This window comes from Variovorax sp. LjRoot84, from assembly GCF_964254305.1.
Taxonomy (GTDB): domain Bacteria; phylum Pseudomonadota; class Gammaproteobacteria; order Burkholderiales; family Burkholderiaceae_C; genus Variovorax.
In genome coordinates this window covers 145817-170079 of record NZ_CAXUTE020000002.1, presented here as the reverse complement: position 1 = coordinate 170079, position 24263 = coordinate 145817, and the positions used below count along the sequence as shown (strand labels likewise).

Annotated in this window: 23 protein-coding genes; 1 reads left to right on the top strand and 22 read right to left on the bottom strand. The window is 66.6% G+C overall.

The window, feature by feature from the left end; all coding sequences use genetic code 11:
- Positions 1-36: 36 nt before the first annotated feature.
- From ACSQ9I_RS31495 to ACSQ9I_RS31415, 17 genes are all read right to left on the bottom strand, one after another.
- On the bottom strand, positions 37-1314 hold the full coding sequence (locus ACSQ9I_RS31495; RefSeq protein WP_436315995.1) for a cytochrome P450: 1278 nt from the start codon (positions 1312-1314) through the stop codon (positions 37-39).
- Positions 1311-2321, bottom strand: coding sequence for a biotin synthase BioB (bioB, locus tag ACSQ9I_RS31490; RefSeq protein ID WP_436315994.1), 1011 nt, complete (start codon positions 2319-2321; stop codon positions 1311-1313). Before bioB ends, ACSQ9I_RS31495 begins: the two co-directional genes overlap by 4 nt.
- A gap of 6 nt (positions 2322-2327) precedes the next feature.
- Positions 2328-2588, bottom strand: a complete 261-nt coding sequence (locus ACSQ9I_RS31485) for a hypothetical protein (protein WP_436315993.1) — start codon at positions 2586-2588, stop codon at positions 2328-2330.
- Between the two features lie 221 nt (positions 2589-2809).
- Entirely contained in the window at positions 2810-3529 is a 720-nt protein-coding gene (gene bioD, locus ACSQ9I_RS31480) for a dethiobiotin synthase (RefSeq protein ID WP_436315992.1), read from the bottom strand.
- Positions 3526-4728 (bottom strand): 8-amino-7-oxononanoate synthase, encoded by a 1203-nt coding sequence (gene bioF, locus ACSQ9I_RS31475; RefSeq protein ID WP_436315991.1) that lies wholly within the window; start codon positions 4726-4728, stop codon positions 3526-3528. The genes bioD and bioF overlap by 4 nt, the downstream gene beginning before the upstream one ends.
- Positions 4694-6076 carry an adenosylmethionine--8-amino-7-oxononanoate transaminase gene (bioA, locus tag ACSQ9I_RS31470; protein WP_436315990.1) on the bottom strand — a complete coding sequence of 461 codons (1383 nt, stop codon included), beginning with the start codon at positions 6074-6076 and terminating at the stop codon, positions 4694-4696. Before bioA ends, bioF begins: the two co-directional genes overlap by 35 nt.
- Before the next feature lie 118 nt (positions 6077-6194).
- The gene (panD, locus tag ACSQ9I_RS31465; protein WP_436315989.1) at positions 6195-6596 is read right to left on the bottom strand and encodes an aspartate 1-decarboxylase; all 402 of its coding nucleotides are present in this window, start codon (positions 6594-6596) and stop codon (positions 6195-6197) included.
- A 99-nt stretch (positions 6597-6695) separates the two neighbouring features.
- Complete coding sequence (locus ACSQ9I_RS31460; RefSeq protein ID WP_436297023.1) at positions 6696-7505, bottom strand: SDR family oxidoreductase; 810 nt, start codon at positions 7503-7505, stop codon at positions 6696-6698.
- A gap of 1 nt (position 7506) precedes the next feature.
- Positions 7507-8337: a helix-turn-helix domain-containing protein gene (locus tag ACSQ9I_RS31455; RefSeq protein ID WP_436297024.1), complete on the bottom strand. Its 831-nt coding sequence runs from the start codon at positions 8335-8337 to the stop codon at positions 7507-7509.
- Between the two features lie 72 nt (positions 8338-8409).
- Positions 8410-9612 carry an acyl-CoA dehydrogenase family protein gene (locus ACSQ9I_RS31450; RefSeq protein ID WP_436315988.1) on the bottom strand — a complete coding sequence of 401 codons (1203 nt, stop codon included), beginning with the start codon at positions 9610-9612 and terminating at the stop codon, positions 8410-8412.
- A 68-nt stretch (positions 9613-9680) separates the two neighbouring features.
- Positions 9681-10736, bottom strand: a complete 1056-nt coding sequence (locus ACSQ9I_RS31445) for a phosphotransferase (RefSeq protein WP_436315987.1) — start codon at positions 10734-10736, stop codon at positions 9681-9683.
- A 100-nt stretch (positions 10737-10836) separates the two neighbouring features.
- Positions 10837-11667: a crotonase/enoyl-CoA hydratase family protein gene (locus tag ACSQ9I_RS31440; protein ID WP_436315986.1), complete on the bottom strand. Its 831-nt coding sequence runs from the start codon at positions 11665-11667 to the stop codon at positions 10837-10839.
- Entirely contained in the window at positions 11664-13217 is a 1554-nt protein-coding gene (locus ACSQ9I_RS31435) for a class I adenylate-forming enzyme family protein (RefSeq protein ID WP_436315985.1), read from the bottom strand. The genes ACSQ9I_RS31440 and ACSQ9I_RS31435 overlap by 4 nt, the downstream gene beginning before the upstream one ends.
- Positions 13218-13225: 8 nt before the next feature.
- Positions 13226-14401, bottom strand: coding sequence for an ABC transporter substrate-binding protein (locus ACSQ9I_RS31430; RefSeq protein ID WP_436297029.1), 1176 nt, complete (start codon positions 14399-14401; stop codon positions 13226-13228).
- Between the two features lie 55 nt (positions 14402-14456).
- Positions 14457-15248 carry an enoyl-CoA hydratase/isomerase family protein gene (locus ACSQ9I_RS31425; protein ID WP_436297030.1) on the bottom strand — a complete coding sequence of 264 codons (792 nt, stop codon included), beginning with the start codon at positions 15246-15248 and terminating at the stop codon, positions 14457-14459.
- A 96-nt stretch (positions 15249-15344) separates the two neighbouring features.
- Positions 15345-16955, bottom strand: a complete 1611-nt coding sequence (locus ACSQ9I_RS31420) for an acyl-CoA carboxylase subunit beta (RefSeq protein ID WP_436315984.1) — start codon at positions 16953-16955, stop codon at positions 15345-15347.
- Positions 16952-18568: an AMP-binding protein gene (locus ACSQ9I_RS31415; RefSeq protein WP_436297032.1), complete on the bottom strand. Its 1617-nt coding sequence runs from the start codon at positions 18566-18568 to the stop codon at positions 16952-16954. The genes ACSQ9I_RS31420 and ACSQ9I_RS31415 overlap by 4 nt, the downstream gene beginning before the upstream one ends.
- Positions 18569-18821: 253 nt before the next feature.
- On the opposite strand from ACSQ9I_RS31415, the gene ACSQ9I_RS31410 reads away from it, so the two are divergent.
- Positions 18822-19517: a GntR family transcriptional regulator gene (locus tag ACSQ9I_RS31410; RefSeq protein ID WP_436297033.1), complete on the top strand. Its 696-nt coding sequence runs from the start codon at positions 18822-18824 to the stop codon at positions 19515-19517.
- A gap of 223 nt (positions 19518-19740) precedes the next feature.
- Here ACSQ9I_RS31410 and ACSQ9I_RS31405 read toward each other — a convergent pair whose 3' ends face one another.
- The 5 genes from ACSQ9I_RS31405 to ACSQ9I_RS31385 are packed head-to-tail and all read right to left on the bottom strand — an operon-like array spanning position 19741 to position 24262.
- Positions 19741-20511 (bottom strand): crotonase/enoyl-CoA hydratase family protein, encoded by a 771-nt coding sequence (locus tag ACSQ9I_RS31405; protein ID WP_436315983.1) that lies wholly within the window; start codon positions 20509-20511, stop codon positions 19741-19743.
- Positions 20508-21578 carry a branched-chain amino acid ABC transporter permease gene (locus ACSQ9I_RS31400; protein WP_436315982.1) on the bottom strand — a complete coding sequence of 357 codons (1071 nt, stop codon included), beginning with the start codon at positions 21576-21578 and terminating at the stop codon, positions 20508-20510. The genes ACSQ9I_RS31405 and ACSQ9I_RS31400 overlap by 4 nt, the downstream gene beginning before the upstream one ends.
- Before the next feature lie 11 nt (positions 21579-21589).
- The gene (locus tag ACSQ9I_RS31395) at positions 21590-22654 is read right to left on the bottom strand and encodes a branched-chain amino acid ABC transporter permease (RefSeq protein WP_436315981.1); all 1065 of its coding nucleotides are present in this window, start codon (positions 22652-22654) and stop codon (positions 21590-21592) included.
- A gap of 35 nt (positions 22655-22689) precedes the next feature.
- Positions 22690-23436 carry an ABC transporter ATP-binding protein gene (locus ACSQ9I_RS31390; protein ID WP_436297037.1) on the bottom strand — a complete coding sequence of 249 codons (747 nt, stop codon included), beginning with the start codon at positions 23434-23436 and terminating at the stop codon, positions 22690-22692.
- A complete protein-coding gene (locus ACSQ9I_RS31385; RefSeq protein ID WP_436315980.1) occupies positions 23429-24262 on the bottom strand; it encodes an ABC transporter ATP-binding protein in 834 nt (277 codons plus the stop codon). Before ACSQ9I_RS31385 ends, ACSQ9I_RS31390 begins: the two co-directional genes overlap by 8 nt.
- Position 24263: the final 1 nt, after the last annotated feature.

Below are 24263 nucleotides of genomic sequence, written 5' to 3'. Positions count from 1 at the left end.
CGTCACGCGCGAGGGGCCGCGCATGATCGCCGAGACCTACCGCCGCGGCATGCTGATGGAAACATCCGCTGCCGGAGCCTGACGCACCGGCAGCACGCTGAGTCCGCGGTACACCGCATTGCCGCTCCAGCGCGGTTGCGCATCGAGCCGCTGCAGGGCCGGGAATCGGCGCAGCAGCCGGCCGAAGACGATCTCGGCCTCCATCAGCGTCAGGCTCGCGCCGATGCACACATGCGGGCCGGCGCCGAAGGACAGCAGGCCGCCGGGGCGGCGCGCGACGTCCAGGCGATCGGCTTCTGCGTGGCGCGCCGGGTCTCGGTTGGCGGAGGCGATGAGCGCGACCACCAGATCGCCGCGGCGCAGCTGCTGGCCATGCAGCACGAGATCGGCCGCGACACGACGGCCGGTGTACTGCACCGGGCTGTCGAAGCGAAGCAGCTCGCGCACGGCGCCCGGCAACAAGGCGGGCTCATGCTGCAGGCGCTGCCACTGATCGGGATCGGCCAGCAGTGCCTGCAGGCCGTTGCCCAGCAGGTTGCGCGTGGTCTCGTGGCCGGCGAACAGCAGCATCGCGCATTGGGCGAGCAACTCGGCACCGGGCTGGATGTCGCCTGCCGCCTCGGCCCGCAGCAGCCGGCTCACGAGGTCGTCGCCCGGTGCGTGCCGGCGCTGCGGCACGAGCTGCTCGAAGTAGCCGCTCATCGCCAGCAGGCTGGTGCGTGCGCGCCGCGCCTGATCGAGCGAAGGCAGGGGCGCGCCGATGAAGGCCGCCAGATCGTCGGACCAGGCGATGAAGTCGCCGCGATCGGCCGCGGGAATGCCCATCAGCATCGCCATCACCTCGGCCGGCAGCGGCCGCGCCAGCGCCTGCATGAAGTCGAAGCCCGCGTCGGCGTCCACCGCGTCGAGCAAGGCATCGACACGCTGCTCGATGGCCGGCACGAACTGCTGCAGCACGTCGCTGCGAAATCCCGCATTGAGCACGCTGCGGATGCGCTGGTGATCTGGCGCATCGAGGAACAGCATCGCCCGCGCGAAGAGCTGCTGGAAGTCCCGCAGCTCGCTGCGGGCGGCTTGGCTTTGCATCACCCAGCCTCCGGTGCGCTGCGCCGAGAAGCGCACCAGATCGCGAAGCACCGCCTCGACATCGGCATGGCGGGTCAGGAGCCACGCACCACCGAAGAACTCCTCGCTCCAGTGGATCGGCCCGGCCTCGCGCAGCGCGGCGTAGGTCGGATAGGGATCGGCGCGGAACGCCGCATCGATGATCGGGCGGCCGAGCGGGTTCGGCGCCGGCGCCAGCATCGCACTCATGGCTCGCGCTGCGCCTTCAGGCCGAGCCGCTCGAACAGCGCGCGGTCGCCCTCGGCCTGCGGGTTGCTCGTGGTCAGCAGCTTGTCGCCATAGAAGATCGAATTGGCGCCAGCGGCGAAGCACAACGCCTGCAGCGCCTCGTCCATCTGCTCGCGTCCGGCCGACAAGCGCACCATCGTCGTCGGCATCGTGATGCGCGCGACCGCGATGGTGCGTACGAACTCGAAGGGATCGAGCGGCGGAGTGTCCGCCAGAGGCGTGCCTTCCACGGCGACCAGGTTGTTGATCGGCACCGATTCCGGGTAGGGATCGAGGTTGGCCAGCTGCGCGATCAGCCCGGCGCGCTGCGTGCGGCTCTCGCCCATGCCAACGATGCCGCCGCAGCAGACGTTGATGCCGGCATCGCGCACATGGCCCAGCGTGTCGAGGCGGTCCTGGTAGGTGCGCGTGCTGATGATCTTGCCGTAGAACCCGGGGTCGCTGTCGAGGTTGTGGTTGTAGTAGTCCAAGCCGGCGTCCTTCAGCGCCTGCGCCTGCTGCGCTTCGAGCATGCCGAGCGTCATGCAGGTTTCCAGTCCCAGGGCGCGAACCTCGCGCACCATGTCGGTCACCTTTTCCATGTCGCGTTCCTTGGGGCTGCGCCACGCGGCGCCCATGCAGAAGCGCGTGGCGCCCTGGGCCTTCGCGGCCTGCGCCGCCTCGACGACTTCCTGCAGCGGCATCAGCTTGCTGGCCTCAACGCCGGTGTCGAAGTGCGCGGACTGCGGGCAGTAGCCGCAGTCCTCCGCACAGCCGCCGGTCTTGATCGACAACAGCGCGGACAGCTGCACCTCGTTGGCATCGAAGTGCTCGCGGTGCACCTGCTGCGCACGGAACAGCAAGTCCATGAACGGCAATGCGTACAGGGCTTCGACGTCAGCAACGCGCCAGCGCGCGCCTTGAGCCAACTCACGGCGCGACGCAGGTGCGCGCAAAGCAGACAGAGAAATGGTCGCAGTTGTAGTCATGCCGTCTTACCGAGGTATTTGGAATGGGAGGTTATGTGTGGGATTCGGCGCCGCGCCGAGGACTCGCAATGGCGGCGGCGGCGCCATCTTCTCCTCGACGGGAGCATAAACGGGAAGCTGCTCCGCCTCGGAGTAGTCGCCGTGCGGCACCGCAGTCATCCGTCCTTGCTCTGGCGGGTAAGCGGCACGAAGCTGCTGCAAACACTGGCGAAGAAATGCCACCTTTACCTCCTTGCCGTCGCGGGTTGCCTCGACGGCGAACATCATGCCGTTCCATCGCATGGAGCCGCGCGTGTTTTTCGTCCGCGCAGGCCCATGCGGGCAAGATAGCGAAGAGGACAGAACGAGTCTTGTGCAGACTGGCTGAATCGGCATTGGCCTTGAATCGGTCGTCCTTCGTGCGGATGGTCCACCTGAATCAGAATAGCCTGCCGTCGGGCACAAGGGCGGTCAACACCGTTGCAGATTGCGCCCTGCTGATGCGGGTCTCAGAACAAGCCGAACAGCCCCCGCAGCGCCGCATCGTCGAGGTGGGTTGCGACAGCTGCCGGGTCGGGGCGGGCCAGCCGGGGCACCACGCCCAGGCAAGGCGCCTGGTGGCGCCGGCCCAGTTCATCGCGCAGGGTGGCGAGGTTGTCGTCGCGATGCAGCATTCTCGTGTCGACGGTGTTCGCGACCCAGCCCGCGAGCCGCAGGCCGCGCGCGCGGATCGCCTCGGCGCTGAGCAGCGCGTGATTGATGCAGCCCAGGCGCAGCCCGACCACGAGCACCACCGGCAGGCCCAGGTCCACGGCCAGGTCGGCGCTGTCGAAGTCCGCGCCGAGCGGAACGCAAAACCCGCCCACGCCCTCGACGATCAGGCGCTCAGCGCGCGCCGCGAGCGTCCGGGCCCCTTGCAGCAGGACGGCACGCTCGATGGTGCGGCCTTCGAGCGCCGCCGCGATGTGCGGCGCGCAGGCGGCTTCGAACTGGCAGGGCCCGACCTCGGCGTCGCTCAACGCCACCGAGATCGCGTCGCGCAGTGCGCGCACGTCCTCGTTGACGTTCTCGCCATCGATCGTCTCGATGCCGGCCGCCACCGGCTTGTAGCCCGCGCAACGCTGCCCCCGCTCGCCGAGCCAATACAGCAACGCGGCGCTGACGCGCGTCTTGCCGACCTCGGTGTCGGTGCCGGTGACGAAGCAGCCACGCATCGCTGCTGCACTCATTGCAGAGTCCCGGCCGCGCGCGCCAGGCCGTCGACCAGGGTCTGCACGTCCTGCACCGTGTGGGCCGCGCTGAGCGTGATGCGCAGCCGCGCGGTGCCCGCCGGCACCGTCGGCGGACGGATCGCCGGCACCCACAGGCCTTGCGCATCGAGGGCCGCCGCCAGCGCGAGCGCGGCGGCGTTGTCACCGATGATCAAGGGCTGGATCGCCGTGACGGAATCGACCAGGCGCCAGCCGAGTTGGGGCTTCTGCTGGATCAACGTGGCCAGCCGATCGCGCAGCATGCCGATCAACGCTCCCAGCCGCGCACGCCGCGCATCGCCCTCCCCGCCGGCGATCAGGCGCAGGCTGGCGCACAAGGCATGCGCAATCGCGGGCGGCGCCGCGGTGGTGTAGATGTAGCTGCGCGCCGACTGCACCAGCCACTCGATCACGCTCGGGTGGGCGGCCACGAAGGCGCCGCCCAGGCCCGCGGCCTTGCCGAGCGTGCCCATGTAGATCAGGCGCTCGCTGCGCAGGCTGAAGTGCGACAGGCTGCCGCGGCCGTGTTCGCCGAGCACGCCGAAGCCGTGGGCGTCGTCAACCACCAGCCAGGCGTCGTGCGCCTCGGCCAGCGCCAGCAAGGCCGGCAGGTCGGCCAGGTCGCCGTCCATGCTGAAGACGGCATCGCTCACGATCAGCTTGATCGGTGTGCTGCAGCGCCCGATCTGGCTCGCCAGCACGTCGAGTCGTCCATGCGGGTAGCGCTGCAGCGGCGCCTTGGCCAGCAGCGCGCCGTCGACCAGCGATGCATGGTTGAGCTTGTCGGCGAAGATCGTCGCGCTGGCGTCGCCCAGTGCGGTGAGCAGGGCCAGGTTGGCCATGTAGCCGGTGCAGAAGCTCAGCGCACGTGCCTCGGGAATGCAGGGCGACAGCCAGTGCGCGAGCTCGTCCTCGAGCAGCGCATGGGCGCGCGAATGGCCGCTGATCAGGTGCGAGGCGCCGCTGCCGGCACCGAAGCGGCGCGCACCTTCCGCCAGCGCCTCGACCAGCGCCGGATGGTTGGCGAGCCCCAGGTAGTCGTTGCTGCAGAAGGCCAGCATGTCGCGCCCGGAGACCTGCTGGTGCGGCGCGCAGGGCGTCTCGGCGGTGCGCCGCTGCCGGCGCAGCGCCTGCGCCTCGAGCTCACGCAGTCGGCGGTTCAGGTGTTCGATCAGCATGGGCGTTCTCGGTGGAGACTACGGCATCCAGCGTTTCCATCACGCGCTGCGCGAGCCAGGCCGCCAGCCCGTCGTCCAGCACGTAGGGCGGCATCAGGTAGACGGTGCGGCCGATCGGCCGAATGAGCAATTCGCGCTCGCGGCCCGCGAGATGGAAGCGTTCGGCGAAGCGCTCGCCGACGAAGGCCGCGCGCACGTCGAAGGCCCAGATCATCCCGCACTGGCGGAAGTGCTCGATGCGCGGGTCGGCCTGCAAGGGCGCGAGCGCCGCGCTCAGTGCGGCGGCGCGTTGCCGGTTGCGCTGCAGCACGTCGTCCTCTTCGAAGCGGTCCAGCACCGCCAGCGCGGCGCGGCAGGCCAGGGCGTTGCCGGTGTAGGAGTGCGAATGCAGGAAGCCACGCGCAACGTCGTCGTCGAGAAAGGCTTCATAGACTTCCTCGCGCGTCATCACCAGCGACAGCGGCAGCGTGCCGCCGCTGATGCCCTTGGACAGGCACACGAGGTCCGGCCAGATCCCGGCCTGCTCGCAGGCGAAGAAGCTGCCGGTGCGCCCGCAGCCCACCGCGATCTCGTCGGCGATCAGCGTCACCTCGTAGCGCTCGCACAGCGCCCGCGCTGCGCGCAGGTAGGCCGCGTCGTGCATCGCCATGCCGGCGGCGCCCTGCACCAGCGGTTCGATGATCAGCGCGGCGATGTGTTCATGGCGCGATTCGAACAGCGCCTGCAGCTCGGCCGCGGCCCGCGCAGCGACATCCACCGCGGTCTCGCCGGGCGCGGCTTGGCGCGCGTCGGGCGACATCACCTGGTGCGCACGCATGAGCAGCGGGTCGTAGGCGTCGCGGAACACCGCCACGTCGGTGACCGCCAGCGCGCCCAGGGTCTCGCCGTGGTAGCCCTGGCGCAGGCAGACGAACTCCCGCTTGTTCGGGCGCCCGCGGTTGCGCCAATGATGGAAGCTCATCTTCAGCGCGATCTCGACCGCCGAGGCGCCGTCACTGGCGAAGAAGCAATGGCCGAGCACGCCGCCGGTCAAGGCCGACAGGCGTTCGGCCAGTTCCACCGCCGGTGCGTGCGTGCAGCCGGCGAGCATCACGTGCGGCAGGCGGTCGAGCTGGTCTTTGAGCGCCGCGTTGATGCGCGCATCGGCGTGGCCGAACAGGTTGACCCACCAGGAGCTGGTGGCGTCGAAGTAGCGCTGTCCTTCGTGGTCGAAAAGCCACGGGCCAACGCCCCGCGCGATCGGCAGCGGCGGCACCGCGGCCGCGCGCTGCATCTGCGTGCAGGGGTGCCAGACGCTGCGCAGGCTGCGCTGCTGCCAGGATTGGTTGGCGCCGACGGGTGTATGCATACGATGGATGAGATAAGTGCTGCGCGGCGCCTCGACTCGGGCCTCGAGGCATAAACGCGCGACTGAGATCGATCGATCAGGCCGCAGCCGACCAGAGCGGAACTGGAACTGCCAGCGGTCAGGCTGCAACGGCTTCGCCCGAAGCGGCCTGTACCGGGATGTGGGCGCGTTCTTCCTTGATGCGATTGGCGCCGTCCACGAACACCAGCTTGGGCCGGTAGCCCGCCACCTGGTCTTCCGGCACCAGGCCGAAGGCGGCAATGATGATCAGGTCGCCCACCGACGCCCGGCGTGCGGCCGAACCGTTGACCGAAATGATCCCGGTCCCGCGCTGGCCGCGGATCGCATAGGTCACGAAGCGCTCGCCATTGTTGATGTTCCAGATGTGAACCTGTTCGTTCTCGCCCAGATTGGCGGCATCCAGCAGGTCTTCATCGATGGCACATGAGCCTTCGTAGTGCAATTCGCAATCGGTGACGGTTGCGCGGTGGATCTTGGACTTGAGCAGCGTGCGGAACATGGTGTGAAATCTTTCTGATGCCGGTACCGAACGTCGCCAACTCTGACGGCGCAAGGGTTGCGTGCCGGCCTTGGGCAATGGCAGGGTCACCCCTGCCCTTCAGGAAACCGCGGCCAAGCCTGCCGCTTCGAGCGCGGGTTTGACGCTTTCGAGCGCCCCGCCGCCATCGCAGGGTATCAACGCGCCCGAGATGTAGCTCGCGTAGGGAGAAGCGAGAAACAGTGCCAGGTTCGCAATGTCGTCCAGAGTCCCGAATCGCTTCAGTGGCACGTTGGTCGCCGCCGCCTGCCGCTGCGCGTCACTTTGTGCCACCAAGCGTTGGAAGCCTTCGGTTCCCTCGATGGGCCCGGGCGAGATCGAGTTGACGCGTACGCCTGCGCTCCCCCACTCGAGGGCGAGCACGCGGGTGAGCTGGTCGACCCCCGCCTTTGCCGCGCAGGCATGCGCCTGGAAGCGCATCGGAATGAAGGACTGCGGCGCGGTGATATTGATGACCGAAGCGCCCGGCTTCCTGAGGTGGGAAAAGGCCTGCCGCAGCACATGAAAAGTGCCGACCAGATCGATGTCCACGACCACGCGAAAGCCGTTGGCCGACATGTCCTTGGCCTCACACAAGAAGTTCCCTGCCGCGCCGGAGATCAGCACGTCGATCTCGCCGAACTGCTGCTCGGACTCGGTCAGGGCGCGGCCGACCGCATCGAAATCGCGCACGTCGGCGGTGACTCCATGTACCTTGCCGCCGTACCTGCGCAGCTCAGATGCTGCCGATTCGACGTTCTCTATCTTCCTGCTCACGACGGCCACGTTGGCCCCCTGCCGTGCGAACGCGTGCGCAATGCCGAAATTGATCCCCGTCGTTCCGCCGAAGACGACGACGTGCCGTTGCTTGAAGTCGAAATCTACATGCATGTCACGCAAACCCGTAGCGTGGCGATGCGGCAGCGCCGCTTCCGTACAGCGCCAGCTTTCGGCAGCCGGCGAAGATCGACTTCGGCGTCAATCCGTACACCTGCCTGACCGAGTGGCTGAAGTGGGTCGAATCCGGGTAGCCCACATCCAGCGCGATGTTCGCGAGATTGGAGCTTTGGGTGACGTAGTAGAGAACGCTGCGCGCACGCTGCCAGGTCCTGAAGTTGCGAAACGGCGTGCCGACCTCGGTCTTGAACAGATGCAGGAACCTCGAGACGGACAGGTGCGAGATAAGGGCACAGTCCTCCGCCGACGTATGGCTGTTGGGATCCTGCTTGATCTTGGCGAGCACGCCCCGAATCCTGCGGTCCACCTTTCGTTCGGGGAGCTCGCCGCCGAAGAAGCTGTCGTCGAAATCTTCCGTCTTCGGAAACTGCTTGCTGTCACATCTCTTGAACCGCTCCAGCGCGTCGCGCATGGTTTGACGCGCCTCGGGCGCGCAAACAGCGCCTCGGCCATCCCGGATGAACGGGGGCAGCCCCTTGAGCTCCACCGTCTCCGATTCGATCAACACATTGCAGATCATCCGCTCGCCGGAAACGATCCGGTGCGGGACATAGGGTGGAACGACAGACATTTCAGCCTCCTCCCAGGCGCCGTCATGGACACAAATCTTGTGCGGCTTGTTCAACGACATGTAAATGGAGAAAGCACCAAAGTTCCTGACGGAAGGCTCGCCGAGCAATCCGACGTAGAGCACCCTGTCTGCGTTGAGCCACATCAGTCGCTCAGCCTTGGCTGAGGTTCCGGCACTTTCAAAGTGAATCTGCATGTTTGTCTCCTGCTTGCCTTCTGAAGGGAAAAAATGATCTCCGCCCCATGGGCGGCTGCGCGTCGTTGCACGCTACTGGTACTTCCTGAGCTCCATTTTCCCGATCTGGTTCCTGTGCACTTCATCGGGGCCGTCCGCCAATCGCAGCAAGCGCGCGGTAGCGTAAGCCGAGGCGACCCCGAAATCATTGTTGGTGCCGCCGCCGCCGAACGCCTGGATCGTCCAATCGATCACCTGGCAAGCCATCTTTGGCGCGGCCACCTTGATCATCGCGATCTCGGCCTTGGCCACCTTGTTCCCGACAGTGTCCATCCGATGCGCCGCATTAAGCGTCAGCAAACGCGCCTGCTCGATCAGGATGCGCGATTCGGCGATTCGCTCGACCGTGACGCCCTGCTGGGCGACCGTCTTGCCGAAGGCCACGCGCGAAAGGCTTCTCTTGCACATCAACTCGAGCATCTTCTCGGCCAGCCCGACAAGCCGCATGCAATGATGAATACGGCCGGGGCCGAGGCGACCTTGCGCAATCTCGAAGCCGCGCCCTTCGCCCAGCAGCATGTTGGAGACCGGCACGCGCACGTTCTCGAACGTGACCTCGGAAGCGCGGTCCGGTACGCCGTAGAAGCCGAACACTGCGATCGGCCGCACCACGGTAACGCCCGGCGTGTCCAGCGGAACGAGGATCATCGACTGCTGATTGTGGCGGTCCCGGTTGTCCGGGTCGGACTTGCCCATGAAGATGCAGATCTTGCAACGCGGGTCGGTGGCGTTGGTGGTGTACCACTTGTGGCCGTTGATCACGTACTCGTCGCCATCGCGCACGATGCTCGACTCGATGTTGGTGGCGTCGCTGGAAGCCACGTCGGGCTCGGTCATCGCGAAGCACGAACGGATCTGCCCCGCGAGCAGCGGCTTGAGCCACCGTTCCTGGTGCTCCGGCGTGCCATAGCGTGCCAGCACTTCCATGTTCCCCGTGTCGGGCGCGGAGCAGTTGAAAACCTCCGGCGCCAGGTGGGAGCGGCCCATGATCTCGCACAGCGGCGCGTACTCGAAATTGCTGAGGCCGGCACCGTGCTCCGATTCGGGCAGGAACAGGTTCCAGAGGCCCGCGTCCCGCGCCTTCGGCTTCAGCTCTTCAAGGACAGGCGCTACTTTCCATGGGCCCAATTCTTCAGCTTCGCGGTAGTACCGCTTCTCGTTGGGATAGATGTGCTCCTCCATGAAGGCGTTGAGACGCCGCTGGAGAGCCTGGACCTTGGGGGAAAATTCGAACACTGGGGCCTTTCTGCTCGACGTCGTGAAATTCGGCACGCGAAGCGTTGGATGAAATGAAGGGATGCCCGCTATCGCGCACTCTTTGGAAAGTGCGCCACCACCTGTTGCCAGGCGGCTTCTGCGATCGGTCGAGCGCGCGCGCCGGTCTCCCGCGCCTGGGCACTCGATGCCGTGCCGTCCAGCGAACGCTTCAGGATGCCCTGCAGGATCGCCCCCAGCCGGAACATGCTGTAGGCCAGATAGAACTCCCAGTGCGACGGGTCGATCGGCTCGCGTCCCGTGCGCCGGCAGTAGCGGTGCATGTACTCCGTTTCGCTGGGAATTCCCAGCGCGGCGTAGTCGGCGCCCGCCATGCCGCGAAACTGCTCGGCGGTCAGGCGCCATGGCAGCGCGTGGTAGGCGAAGTCGGCCAGCGGATGACCCAGGGTGGAGAGCTCCCAGTCGAGCACGGCCAATACGCGCGGCTGCGTCGGATGGAAGATCAGGTTGTCCAGCCGGAGGTCGCCGTGGAAGATGCATGTCTCGTCCAGCGCTGGGACGTTGGCAGGCAGCCACTCGATAAGTCGGTCCATGGCCTCGATCGGATCCGTCACCGAAGCCTGGTATTGACGGGTCCAGCGGCCGATCTGGCGGTCGAAGAAATTGCCGCGACGGCCGTAGCTCTCGAGTCCGACCGCACGGTAGTCGACGCGATGCAGCGCCGCGACGACGCGGTTCATGTCGTCGTAGATGGCCCCTCGCTCCGCCCTGTCCATGCCCGGAAGCGACGGATCCCACAGCACACGCCCGTCGACGTACTCCATGACGTAGAAGGGCGTACCGATGATCTCGACGTCGTCGCAATAGCAATGGGTGCGCGCGACCGGCACGCCGGTGTCGCACAACGCCTCGATGACGCGGTATTCGCGGTCCACCGCGTGGGCGGACGGCAGCAGTTCACCGCCCGGCTTCTTACGAAGCACGTACCGCATGCCGTCGGCGGCGCTCACAAGAAAGGTCGGATTGGACTGGCCGCCCTTGAATTGCTCGACCCGCAAAGGAGCGCGGAGCCCTTCGATGCGCGTTCTCAGGTAGCCCTCGAGGCGGGCGACGTCGAAGGGGTCGTTTACGCTTGCCGTCGTCATTACGCATGTCCTTGCATGCACAAATTCTAGCCAAGATTGTCGGACAATGCATAGGTATTTGTCCGACATCTTTTTAGGGCAGATGCGCTTCTGGATCGGTTCAATCCTTGAACACCGGCGGGCGCCGCTCGCGGGACGCGCGCGTGGCTTCCTCGAGGTCGTCCGAATACAGCATGGCCGCGTTCCACGTGGCGATGTAGTTCAGGCCATCGGCCACCGGCCTGTCGCGTACGTGGCTGATCATCTCCTTGGTGCCGCGCAGGCACAGCGGCGACTTGGCAGCCAGCGTTGCTGCGAGCTCGTCGACGCCGGCAGCAAGGGCGGCCCGCGACTCGTAGCAGCGGTTGACCAACCGCATTTGTGCGGCTTCGCTGCCGGAAAACCGCCGTGCCGTGTAGGCCAGCTCGCGCGCCATGCCCTCCCCGATCAAGCGCGGAAGACGCTGCAGCGTTCCCACGTCGGCGACGAGGCCGACATCGATCTCCTTGACCGAGAACCACGCCTCTTCGCTGCAATAGCGAAGGTCGCACGCGGTGATGATGTCGATCCCGCCTCCCACGCAAGCGGCATGCACCGCCGCGATCACCGGCTTGCGGCAGCGCTCGATCGAGGTCACCGTGTCCTGCAGATCGAGGATGCTCTGGCGCGTTTTCTCGCGCGCACGCCCATCGCAGGCATCGGCCGTCTGCGACCGAAGCTCATCCAGCATTTCGAGGTCGAGCCCTGCCGAAAAGTGCGCCCCGATGGCGGACAGAATGCCGACCCGCGCCTGCGGCGTGCGGTCCAGCCATTGCATCGCTTCGCGTAGTTCCTGCCACATCGCCGCGTTGATCGCGTTGGCCTTGTGCGGCCGGTTGAACTCGATGCGTGCCACGCCGGCAGCGAGAGAAACCTTCAGCGTTTCGAAGTCAGGAACCGGCGCGGCACTCATGCCTGCTCCTCGTAGTGGTGCAGATGGCTTCGCCGCAACTCGAACTTCTGTACTTTTCCGGTCGAGGTGACCGGGAGCGCGGGCAACTGCACGAATCCCTTGGGCACTTCGAATCTGCCGAGATGCTGGCGGCAATGCGCGTGCAGCTCCGCGCTCGTGACCTGCTGGCCGGCGTCCACCAGGAGAAAGGCCGTGATCGCCTCGCCCCAGCGCTCATGCGGCAGGCCGATCACCGCGGCGTTGCGCACCGCCGGATGGCGCAGCAGCACATCCTCGACCTTGATCGACGGCACGTTCTCGCCGCCGGTCTTGATCATGTCCTTGATGCGGTCGAGAAACAGCAGCTCACCGTCTTCGTCCCACTGACCGAGATCGCCGGAGTGATGCCAGCCGAAGCGCCATGCATGCGCGGTGGCCTCGGGGTCCTTGTAGTAGCCCAGCATCAGGTTGGGACCGCGGTAGACGATCTCGCCCACCTCGCCCGGGCCGAGCAGGCGGCCGTCCTCGGCCATCACGCCGAGTTCGTTGACCAGCGTTGCCACGCCCCAGTAGGCGCCGAAGCGCTTGAGCTGCTGCTCAGGACGGAAGATGGTGGCGGCCGTGTACATCTCGGTCTGACCCGAGCACAGCGCGAAACGCGGGCAGATCGAATCGAGCAGGCGCATCAGCAACGGCTTCGACATCGGCGCCATCGCATAGATGCAGAGCCTGAGGCTGGACAGGTCGGTCGAGGCGCGCCGGGGGTGGTCGAGCAGTGCGCGGTACATCATCGGCAAGCCGACCACCAGGTTGATGCGATGCCGCGCGATCGCCTTCAGGAGCTCCCCGGCATCGAAACCGCGCATCAGCACTGAGGCCGCGCCGCCAAGCAGCGCCGACAAGAGCACCACGTGCTGGCCGACGTGGAACAGCGGCAGATGGCAGCTGTAGACGTCGCCGTCGGGCCCGGTGCCGAACTCGACCAGGTTGGACATCAGCACCGAATGGATGGAGGCGTGCGAATGCATGACCCCCTTCTGGGGTCCGGTGGTGCCGCTGGTGTACATGATCTGCACCAGGTCGCGCCCGTCGATCGGCACCTCGGGCGGCGTGTCCGGCTGCCCTGCCCCGAGCTCGGCTTCGCCACCGCAGAACGTCAATGGCACACCCAGCGATCGCACCAGCTCGCGCGCCAGCAACTGTGCATCGATGATCAGGTGGCGCGCTTCGGCGTGGTCCAGGATGAAGCGAATCGCGTCGACGGCGAGAGCCGTGTTGATCGGCACCCACACCAGCCCCGCCTTGTAGACGCCGAACATCGCGATCACCATCTGCGCCGAGTTCTCGCACAACATTGCAACGCGGTCGCCGGCAGACATGCCCTGCGCGAGCAAGGCATGGGCGAAGCGGTTCGACGCCGAATCGAGTGCCTTGAAAGTGAGCCTCAGGTCGCCTTCGATCACCGCGGCGCGATCGCCGAAGCGCCGCGCCGCACGGTGCAGCACGTCGCCGAGCGCGATCCGGCTGATGCGCTGGTAGCCGGGACTCTCCGGGACCGAACCGTTGCCCATCGCGAATCTCACTTTGCCACGGCCACCGGCTCGAGGTACTCGCTGATCAGCGTCCACTTGCCATTGACGATCTGCGTCATGCGCACCTTCTGGTTGCTGAGCCGGTTGTCCCTGGACACGTTGAACCCTGGATTGCCCAGCGCATCGGGGCCGAGCTTGGTAACTTCCATCGCTGTATTGAAGGTCTCGGCGCTCAGCTTCTTTCCAGCCTTGTCGGCCACCTTGGCAAAGGTCGTCATCGCGTAGTAGGCGTACATCGAATAGAGACCCGGGTCGTCGCCGAAGCGCTTCTTGTAGGAAGCGACCCAGTCGCGCACCGCCGGGTTGGCATCGTCCGCATACGGCAGCGGAATAAAGGTCGCGCCGTAGACGCCTTCCATGGCCGCACCGCCCAGCGTCGGCACCTGCTGCGAATAGTTGGCAGCGGTGCCAAGGAAGTCGGGGTTGAAGCCGATCTTGCGTGCCTCGGCGACCGAGCCGATGTACTCGCGCAAGGTGGAGGCATTGAAGACCAGGTCGCAGTTGGCGGACTTGAGCTTCGCGATCTGCGACGAGAAGTCCGTGGCGCCACGCTTGTAGCTGGTTTTCTCGACCACAGGCACGCCCTTGGCCTTGAGGTAGGCCTCGACGCCCTCGAATGCCTCCCGGCCGTAGTCGTCGTCCTGGTACAGCACGCCGACGCGCTTGTAGGCTTTCTTCTTCAGCATGAAGTCCATGGTCGACGCCGACATCGAGACATAGGACGGTGCCAGCGCGACCTTGTACGGACTCGGCGGGTCGTAGAGCTCCTTCGACGCGCCTTGCGGCATGAAGTTGAACACCTTGTTTTCGATCAGGAACGGAAGCGCCGCCATGTTGGTGGCCGTGCCCAGGTGACCGAGGATTGCGAACACCCCATCCTGCGTGATCAGTTTCTGCGCAGCCAGCACGGCCCGCTTGGGTTCGTAGCCGTGATCTTCGACCTGCAGGCGGATCTTGCGCCCCTGGATGCCGCCCTTCGCGTTGATCTCCTCCACTGCCATGTTCATGCCGTTGCGGGATTCCTTGCCGTAGTTGGCGATCGGCCCCGACAGGTCGGTGATCGTTCCCAACACGATCTCCGTGTCGGTCACGCCCTTGCCCTGCGCCATGGCGAGCGTGGCGGCTGCCAGCAACAACGCCGTCATTGAAATCTTCAGCACCATCGATGTCTCCTTGGTTGAAATGGATGAGGAACCGCTTTCGCGGCCCCGGCTGCAGTCAGCCCGCATTGCGGACGAATTCCGGCGATCGCTTCTGCGCAAAGGCGGTGACGCCTTCGATTGCATCCGCGCTGTTGCCCGACTCGACCATGAAGCGATGTTCGAGCGCGAGGTGGGCCTCCAGCGAGCGTTCGGCGGCGCCGTCGACCAGCACCTTGATGCGCGCCAGCGAAGCCGTCGCCGAGCGCGCCAGCGACGCAACGAGGTCCAGCGCACGCGCCTCGAGCTGGTCGTCCGAATGGACCTGCGAGACCACGCCGAGCGCCAGGCACTGCTGCGCCGACAAGAGTTCGTTGCCGAAGAAGATTTCCTTGGCGCGCGCCGCGCCCACACGGCGCGCGAGCAGCCACGACGAGCCGGCATCGGGCGTCAAGCCGATGGCCGAATAGCCGCCGCGCAGTTTCATCGACTCCGCCGCCAGCACGATGTCCGCGCTGAGCGCCAGGCCGATGCCACCACCGCCGATCGGGCCGTTCAGCGCGCTGACGACGGGAATGGGCAGCGTCGCCAGCCGATGGATGGCACGGTGGATCGGCGGGATGTGACGGTCCAGCAGCGCGCCGAGGTCGGGCAGCGACGCCACGAAGTCCCCGATGTCCCCGCCGGCGCAGAAATGCCTGCCCCGCGCCCGTATCAGCAGCGCCCGGACCGACGGGTCATCCGCGACGGCGTCGATCGCGGCGATCAACGCCGCCGCCGTCTCGAGATCGAGCACGTTCGCCCGCTCGGGACGGTTCAGCGTCATCAGCGCAATGCCGTCGCGGCGGTCCAGAAGCACGGGGGAAGACATCGGCAGGCCCTTCGAATGACGCAGCAACTCGGTAGGCCGCAGCGTAGGCGCGCCCCGAGCGCGCGTCTTGTGTCGACTCGCTGTTCCGCCGCGGCTTCAGATCGGCGAGATCCCGTGGGGCTTGTCGGGCCAGGTGCGCTGCTTCTTGCGTGGCGCGCAGTGCTCCAGCGCCGCCAGGACGACCGACCGCGTATCGCGCGGATCGATCACATCGTCGATGCCGAAGTGCTCCGCCGCATGCAGGGCGCCAAGCTGCTGCCGGAACCTGTCGATCAGCTCGGCACGTTTCGCAGCAGGGTCGGCCGCGGCCCTTACCTGCTTCTGGTAGGCCACGTCGACCGCGCCCTCGACCGACATGGCGCAGATCTCGGCCGTCGGCCACGCCACGCAGAGATCGGCATCGAAACTGCGCCCCCCGCACATCGCGATGTAGCCGAGTCCGTAGCCCTTGCGCAGCACCACCGATACCCGGGGCACCGTGGCCTGTCCCAGTTCGAACAGCAGCCGGGCACTGCGCCGAGCCAGCGCGGTGTCCTCAGCCTGGCTGCCGAGCAGAAAGCCCGGCAGATCGATCAGGTAGAGCAGCGGCAGGCCGAAGCTGTCGCAGACCGAAACGAAATGCGCGCCCTTCTCGCAGGCCTTGGCGTCCAGCGCGCCGGCCAGGTGCAGCGGCTGGTTCGCCACGATGCCGACCGGACGCCCGTTCAGGCGCGCGAAGCCGGTCACCAGGTTGGGTGCAAAGCCCGGCTTGATCTGGAACAGCGAGTCCTCGTCCACGACACCGCGCACCACGTCGCAGACGTCGTAGGTCTTGCGCGGGCTGTCGGGCATCACGGTGAGCAGCCCAGCCTCGAATTCGGCGTCGGGCTCGCGCGCCGGTGCCGTCGGCAGAGGAACGCGTGCATTCGACGGCATGTAGCCCAGGTAGGTCCGCACCAGCCCGATGGCCTCGGCATCGTCGTTGGCTGCGATGTCGGCCAGTCCGTTGAGATCCGCCTGCACGGCGGCGCCGCCCAGCGCTTCCTTCTCCGTCGCTTCACCCGTCGCCGCCGCGACCAGCGCGGGCCCGGCGATGCCCATGGTCGAGGTGCCGCGAACCATCACCACGAAATCGCACAGGGCGGCAAAGTTGGACGGCCCGGCAAAACCCGGGCCCATGACGACAGCGATGGTCGGCACCCAGCCCGACAGCGCGACGGCAGTCTGGAAATAGTGCGACCCTCGCGCGAAGTGGCGACTGTCCAGGCCCTCCTGGATGCGGTGGCCGCCGCCATCGAGCAGCAGGAGCAACGGACAGCCGTGATCGAGGGCATGCGCAGCCATGCGCTCGACCTTGTATTCGCCGATGCGGCCGTTGGAGCCGCCGAGCACCGTGAAATCGAAGGCGCACAGGCACACCGGCCGGCCATCGACCCTGGCGAAGCCGACCAGCACGCCATCCGACGGCGCCTGCAGCGTCTCGGTGTCGAAGGTGTCGCGCTTCGGCTCGACGAGCGCGCCGATCTCGTGGAAAGTGCCATGATCGACCAGCAGTGCGATCCGCTCCCTGGCGGACAGCTTGCCCAACGCGTGTTGCCGCGCGATCGCCGAGGACCGTGCCGCATCGCTCAGCCTGCTGCGCTTGTCGACGAACTGTTCGAACGCCAGCCGGGTTGCGCCCGCCGCGGTGGGGGCCATCAGGGGCCCCGTGGAATCTGCGATGCTCATTTTTTCCTTTTCGGTGCGGCCGGATCGCTCGTCCGGTCATAGGTCTGCGCATTGACGCCAAGATCGCGAAGCGCCTGCTTGCGGATCTTTGCGGTCGGTGTCTTGGGAAGCTCGACCATGAACTCGACATAGCGCGGCACCATGAAGTACGGCAAACGCTCATCGAGAAAGGCGAGCAGCGCTGCAGCTCCGAGCCTCGAAGCTTCGCGCAGCACCACACAGGCCTTGATCTCGTCCTCGCTCGCGTCGCTGGCCACCGCGATGACGGCGCACTCCAGCACCGCGGGATGCTCGTTGATTTCCTTTTCGACCTCGAAGCTCGACACGTTCTCGCCGCGGCGCCGCATCGAATCCTTGATGCGGTCCAGGAACACGAACTGCCCGTCGGGCTCGCGCCGGAACGCGTCGCCGGTGTGCAGCCACTGGTTGCGCCAGACCTTCACGGTGGCCTCGGGCATCTCGTGATAGCCGTCCATCACGGTCCAGGGGTCGCGCGTGCGAATCACGAGTTCACCCATCTGCCCGTCCGGCACGGGCATGTCGTGCTCGTCCACCAGGCGGACGTCGAAGTCCGGCCGGGGCCAGCCGACCTTGCCCGCCTGCGCCTGGCCCACCGGCGCGCGCAGCACGGTCGAGCCTTCGGTCAGGCCATAGGCCGTGCACACGGCCTCGATCCCGAAACGCTGCTTGAACTCGTCGAGCTGCGCCATCACAGGCACCATCATCACGCGGCGCAAAGGGTGGCTGGCATCGTCGGCCCCCGCGGGCTGGCGAAACAGGAAGTTGGCCATGGCGCCCAGCAGCATCGTGTAGGTGCATCCGTATCGGCGGACGTCGTCCCAGAACGTGGTGGCCGAGAAGCGCGGCAGCAACACGCTGCTGCCACCCGCGATCAGGTTGTTGTAGATCGCCGCCCACTGCCCGCCGATGTGGAACAGCGGCAGCGTGCAAAGCGACACGTCGCTCGCATCGGCGAGGCCCAGCACCGCTGGCGCGGCGTAGCCATACGCATGCGCATGCGTCACCCGCACGCCCTTGGACGGACCGGTGGTGCCCGAGGTGTACATGATGCCGATGAGGTCCCAGGGGTTCAGTCGGGCGGGCGCTGCCCGTGGTCCGCGAAGCGCCTCCCACGGCGTCGGCTTGAATCGCGCCAGAAGACGCGCGCCGCTTTCCGCGCCGCGCACCACCACGTGCACAAGCCGCTCGAGGCGGTCCGCCACCTCGATCAGCAAAGGCAGGTAGTGCGACTCGATGACGATGAGCGTGGCGCCGGAATTGTTGATGACGTGCGCGAGGATCGAGCCCTTGTAGGCGGTGTTCACCGGCACCTCGACCCTCGCCGTCAAGGACAGCGCCCACCACGCAACGACATAGTCGAGATGGTTGTCGAGCATCAGGAGCGCAGCGTCCTGCGTGCTGACGCCGAGCGCGGCGAAACCGGCGGCGACGGCGAGCGACTCCTCGTAAAGCGCCGCGTAGCTCAGCGCGCGCTCCGGATCGCGCACGGCCAGCTTGTCGGGTGCCACGCGCAAGTGAGCTTCGAGCACTGCGCCAAGGGTGCGTGCTTCGAGTGGCGGCAGGGCGAGGTTCGTATCAACGGTTGGGTGCACAGGTAGGCTCATCAGAGAAAAGGCGGTCTCGCAAGGCCACGCCTGGCAGGGTCAACCCCGTGGCGCTTCGCGGCAGTGTCTGCCAATATTGCCGGACAATCACAACTTTGCATACCATGGTTCTTCGCATGCGACCCCCCTTCCGGAAAACGATGGCGATGCGGCGGCCCCTAGAATCCGCGGCGGCACCCTGCCAGACTCTTTTCTGTTCAATGCGCGAGTTCAAATGAACGACACAAAGAAAGCACCCGCGTTGAAAACTGCCTCCCGGGCAGCAGCGCAAACCGCGTCGGCTCATCCGCGAAGCACGCCCGACCGCGTGGCCGATGCGATCGGCAAGGGCATCCTGATGCGGCGATTCACCGTCGGCCAGCGCCTGATCGAAGCGGACCTGACACGCGACCTCGGGGTCAGCCGCAGCACCGTGCGCGAGGCGCTGCGCATCCTGGCCTCCAGCGGCGTGGTCGACCTCACGCCCCATCGCGGCGCCGTCATTCGCTCGCTGACCCGCGCGGATGCGGCCAGCCTGCTCGAAGTGCTGGAGGTGCTTACAGGTCTGGCTGCACGCCTGGCTGCCGCCAACATCCACGTGGGCGATAACGCCAAGCGCTTCAAGGCAGCGGCCCAGAAATTGATCGAGGCGAAGACGCCCGAAGCCCTGGACCGCGTGCTCGACGAACGCGCCAACTATTACAGGGTGATGTTCGAGATCGCCGACAGCGCGGAACTCAATCGCGTGCTGCCGCAGACGCGCGCCCACCTGTTCCGCGCGCAGTTCTACCAATACCTCACGACCGCGGACTTGCGTGCGATGGTGGCGGAATACCGCGCCATCACCGAGGCGATCCTCGAAGGCGATCAGGCCAAGGCGGAAAGTCGCACGCGCCGCCACTTGCAGAAATCCGGAGAGCGCTCGCTGCCGCGGATGGCGGCGTTTTCGTTGAGCTGATGGCGCTGCGAGACGGCTGACCGGCTCGGCGCGTGGGACGCACGCCGGGGGTCTGCGAAGCGCGTGGGCTTCTTGGAGGCCCGGTGCCCTCACCCCCGCCCTCTCCCAGGGGGAGTGGGAGCAAGACAACAGTGTGTCTACGGCGCCCACCGCCGCACCACAGACACGATGCACCTCGCACTCCGCACCCGTCCTTCGCACTTTCGTTCGTGAATACACAGGCCTAGCGACCTTGCCAGACGGCCTTGCGCTTCTCCGAAAAAGCCGTCGCCCCTTCGATCGCATCGGCCGATGCGTTGACGGCCCGCGCGATCGGGCGTTGCAGCTCGAACATCTCCGCGTCGCTCCATGTGCGCGAACTGGCCAGGATGCGCTTGCTCGCCGCCACGGCCAGCGGCGCGTTCGCGTCGATCTGTTCGGCCAGCCGCAGCGCGGCGTCGAGAGCCTCGCCTGCTTCGACCAGCCGGTTCACCAGCCCGTAGGCATGGGCCTGCGCAGCCGATATCGGTTCACCGGTGATCGCCATTTCCATGGCCACTGCGTAAGGCACTCGATGCGGCAGGCGCATCAGCCCGCCGGACGAAGCCACCAGGCCGCGCTTCACTTCAGGCAGGCCGAAGCTGGCACTGCGGCCGGCCACGATCAGGTCGCAGGCCATCGCGATCTCGCAGCCGCCGGCCACGGCATGGCCCTCGACTGCGGCGATCAGCGGCTTCTTCGGCGGCGCCTCGCACAGGCCCGCGAAGCCGAAGCCTTCGACCACGGGTTCGCTGCCGCCCTGGGCGAATGCCTTGAGATCCATGCCGGCGCAGAAATTGCCCCCGGCGCCGGTGATGATGCCGACGTGCAGGTCCGCCTGCGCATCGAGCTGCGCCAGCGCGTTCGCCAACCCGACCGCGACCGCCTTGTTGACCGCATTGCGCACCGCGGGCCGGTTGATCGTGACGATCTGGATGCTGCCCTCGATGCGAACCAGTACGGCGTCTTCGCTCACAAGACTTCCTTGGTGGATGAGCGCAGCTTGCCGACGATGCCGCTCGGGAAGAAATAAACCGACAGCACGAAGACGGCGCCGAACCAGAGCAGCCAGCGGTCGGGGTGAAAGAGCTTGGCGAGCAGCGGCACGGACACGAGCGAAGTGCTCATGCTTCCCATCCAGCTTTGCAGGTAGTTCTCGGCCACCACGAACAGCGCCACGCCGACGATCGCCCCATAGACCGTCCCGAGCCCGCCGATCACGGCCATCAGCAGGATGTTGAGCATCACGTTGAAGCCGACCGTCGTCTGCGGCCCGACGTAGCGCAGCCAGAGGGCCATCAGGATCCCGGCGCAGGTGGCCAGCGCGGCGGCCAGGCAGTTCACCGCGACGCGATAGAACAGCGTGCGGTATCCGATGGCTTCGGCGCGAAACTCGTTCTCGCGGATCGCTTCGAGCACGCGGCCGAAGCGCGAGTTGACCACGCGCAGCATCAACAGGAACAGCAGTGCCGCGGTGAAGAAGATCAGGTAGTAGGTCAGAACCTTGCCATTGATGGTGGTGCCGAAGACCTGGGACTCGAAGACGCGGAAGCCGGGCGTCAGCGCCTCCGGCAAGCGGAAGGTGCGGCCATCGTCTCCTCCGGTCAGACCGCTCATGCGCGTGACCAGCGCGCCGAAGGCCGCGGCGACGGCCAGCGTCATCATCGTGTAGAAGATCGCCTTCACGCGCAGGGAGACCAGGGCAATGACGAGCGACAGGACCAGCGAGACTGCCAGCCCCGCCACGGCGCCGACCAGCATCGCGCCCCAGGTCGGCCCCAGCTTGTGCATGGCGATCGCGACGCCGTACGCGCCGATGCCGTAGAACATCGCATGCGCGAAGGACACGACGCCGCAATACCCCAGCAGCAGATCGAAGGAAGCGACCAGCACCAGGAACACGCAGATCGTCGCAGCCACGTTGAGCGAGCGCGCCCCCGAAAAGAGGAAGGGCGCGGTCGCAAGGTAAGCCACGACGAGCACCAGCAGCGCGCTCAGCAGCCGGCTGCGCGGCAGGTCGCCCGAAAGGAGTTGATTGAGCATGGCGTCCTCGGCTAGTGCTTGTTCACGGGATAGAGGCCCTGTGGCCGCCACAGCAGCACCGCCACCATCACGAGGATGTTGGAGACAAGCGCCAGGTCCGGCAGCAGGAAGCTCACGTAGTTGGTGGTCAGCGCGATGAGCATGGCGCCGGCGAAGCAGCCGGCCACCGACCCGAGGCCGCCGATGATTACGATGATCAGCATCTGCACCAGCACCTCGGCGCCGATGGCGACCGTGAACTGTTCGCGATAGAAGCCCCACATCACGCCGCCCAGGCCTGCAAGCGCCGAGCCGCCGACGAACACGGCAACGAAGATGCCCCGGATGCGATAGCCCAGCGCCTCCACCATCGACCGGTTCTCGACACCCGCGCGGATCAGGAGGCCGACCCGGGTGCGGTTGAGCAGCAGCGTGAGGCCGACGAAGACGACCAGGCCGACGCCCACGGCGACCAGCCGATAGCGCTCGATCGCGACGTCGCCCATGAAGATGGAGCCGCGCACGGCCTCGGGCAGCGGCAGCAGCATCTGGTTGGCGCCGAACAGCACCAGCACGATCTGCTCGATGATGATCATCGCCCCGATGGTGATCAGGATCTGCTTAAGATGGTCGCCGTAGACGGGCTTCACGAACAGCCGCTCGTACACCCAGCCGAGCGCAGCCGTCACGACCATCGACAGCAGCATCACCGCGGAGATCGCGACCAGGCTGGCCCAGACCGACTCCGACTCGATCAGACCCTTCAAGGGGCCGACCAGCAGCGTCGCCGTGTAGGCACCGACCGCGACGAAGGCCGCGTGCCCGAGGTTCATCACGTCCATCAGGCCGAAGACCAGCGTCAGGCCGCTGGCCATGATGAACAGCATCATGCCCATCGCGAGCGCCGCCACGGTCAAGGTGATCCATGTCGGCACGCTGCCGACAATCGGCAGCGCGAGCGCCATGAAGACGAGGATCAGAAAGCCGGGCACCAGGTCGCGCGAACGGCCGGGCAGCGCCTGCAGCGCATCGCCAGCCGCATCGGGGCCTGGTATCTCGACGGAGGTGGCGGCGAGTTTGGATTCGAGGACAGCCATGGGCGCTCCGGAAGAGGAAGTCGTGGCGACGGTGCTCAGTGCACGGCGCCCGCGCGCAGACTGAGCAGGCGCGCCTGCAGGTCTTCATCGGCCGACAGGGCGTCCATGCTGCCGGTGTGCACGATGCGGCCGTCGTCCATCACCGCCACCGAGTCGCCGAGCGAGCGCACGAAGTTGAAGTTCTGCTCGACCAGCAGGATCGTCGTGTCGCGCGCCTTCAGTTCAACGAAGGCCTGCGCGAGGTTGTCGACGATGGAAGGCGCAAGGCCCTTGGTCGGCTCGTCGATCAGCAGCAGCTTGCGCGGCTCGATGATCGCCCGTGCGATGGCGACCATCTGCTTCTGCCCGCCCGACAGCGTACCGCCAGGACGCAGCCAGAAGCGCTTGAGTGCCGGGAACAGCCCGAAGATCCATTCGAGCCGTTCTTCGTCGAAGCGGCCGCTGATCGCCGCGAGCCGCAGGTTTTCCTGCACCGTCAGGCCCGAGAAGATGCCCATGTCCTCGGGGACGAAGGCGATGCCGCGCCGCGAGATGTCGGGTGTGGCCTCCGCCGTGATGTCCTCGCCGTCGAAGACGAGCTTGCCGGCGCTCGCCTGCCACAAGCCCATGATCGTGCGCAGCGTCGTGCTCTTGCCCGCGCCGTTGCGCCCGAGCAGCACGGTCAGGCCTGAACGCGGAACGCTCAGCTCGACGCCCTGGAGGATGTGGTACTCGCCGATGTGCGTGTGCACCCCGCTGAGGCTCAGCAGGGGCAACGCCTGGTTGTTCGCCGGTTCAGACATGGGCCGCTGCTCCCGCCGTTTGCGCCCGCGCCGCGGGACGCTTGATGCCCAGATAGGCTTCCTGGACGATCCGCGACGCCATCACCTCGGTGGGCAGGCCGTCGGCGACCATCTGGCCGTTGTGAAGCACCACGATGCGGTCGGCCAGCGAATGGATGACGTCCATCTTGTGCTCGACCAGCAGGATGGTTTTGTCTCCCCGCTCCTTCAGCCGCCGGATCAGTTCCAGGATCACAGGGACCTCGGCGACGCTCATGCCCGCGGTCGGCTCATCGAACATCAGGATCTCGGGCTCGAGCGCCATCAGAATGGCCACCTCCAGCTTTCGCTTGTCTCCGTGCGGCAGCTTGGCGGCCTGGTCGGCACGGCGCGCGGCGAGGCCCACCTGCGCCAGGTAGTGCTCGGCCTGCTCGATCAGGTCGGTTCGGCTGCGCCATACCGACAACATGTTGAAGCCCGCGTGGTGGCGGCTCTGCACCGCGAGGCGCACGTTCTCCAGCACCGACAGCTTGGGAAACAGGTTGGTCAGCTGGAATGCGCGGCCGATGCCCTTCTGCGTGCGTTGCGGCGCGTTGAGCCGCGTGATGTCCTCGCCCTTGAAGTGCACCTGGCCGAACGTGGACCGCAGCTGGCCCGACAGCAGATTGAAGAAGGTGGTCTTACCCGCACCATTGGGTCCGACGATGGCGGTGAGTGTCCCGGCCTCGAACTGCGTCGTGACCGCGTTGACGGCAACATGGCCACCGAAATGAATGCTCAGTGCGGTGCTCGACAACACGGGGGCAGCCCCGTCCCCGCCCTGGCCTCCGCGTTGCATGCCGGACATG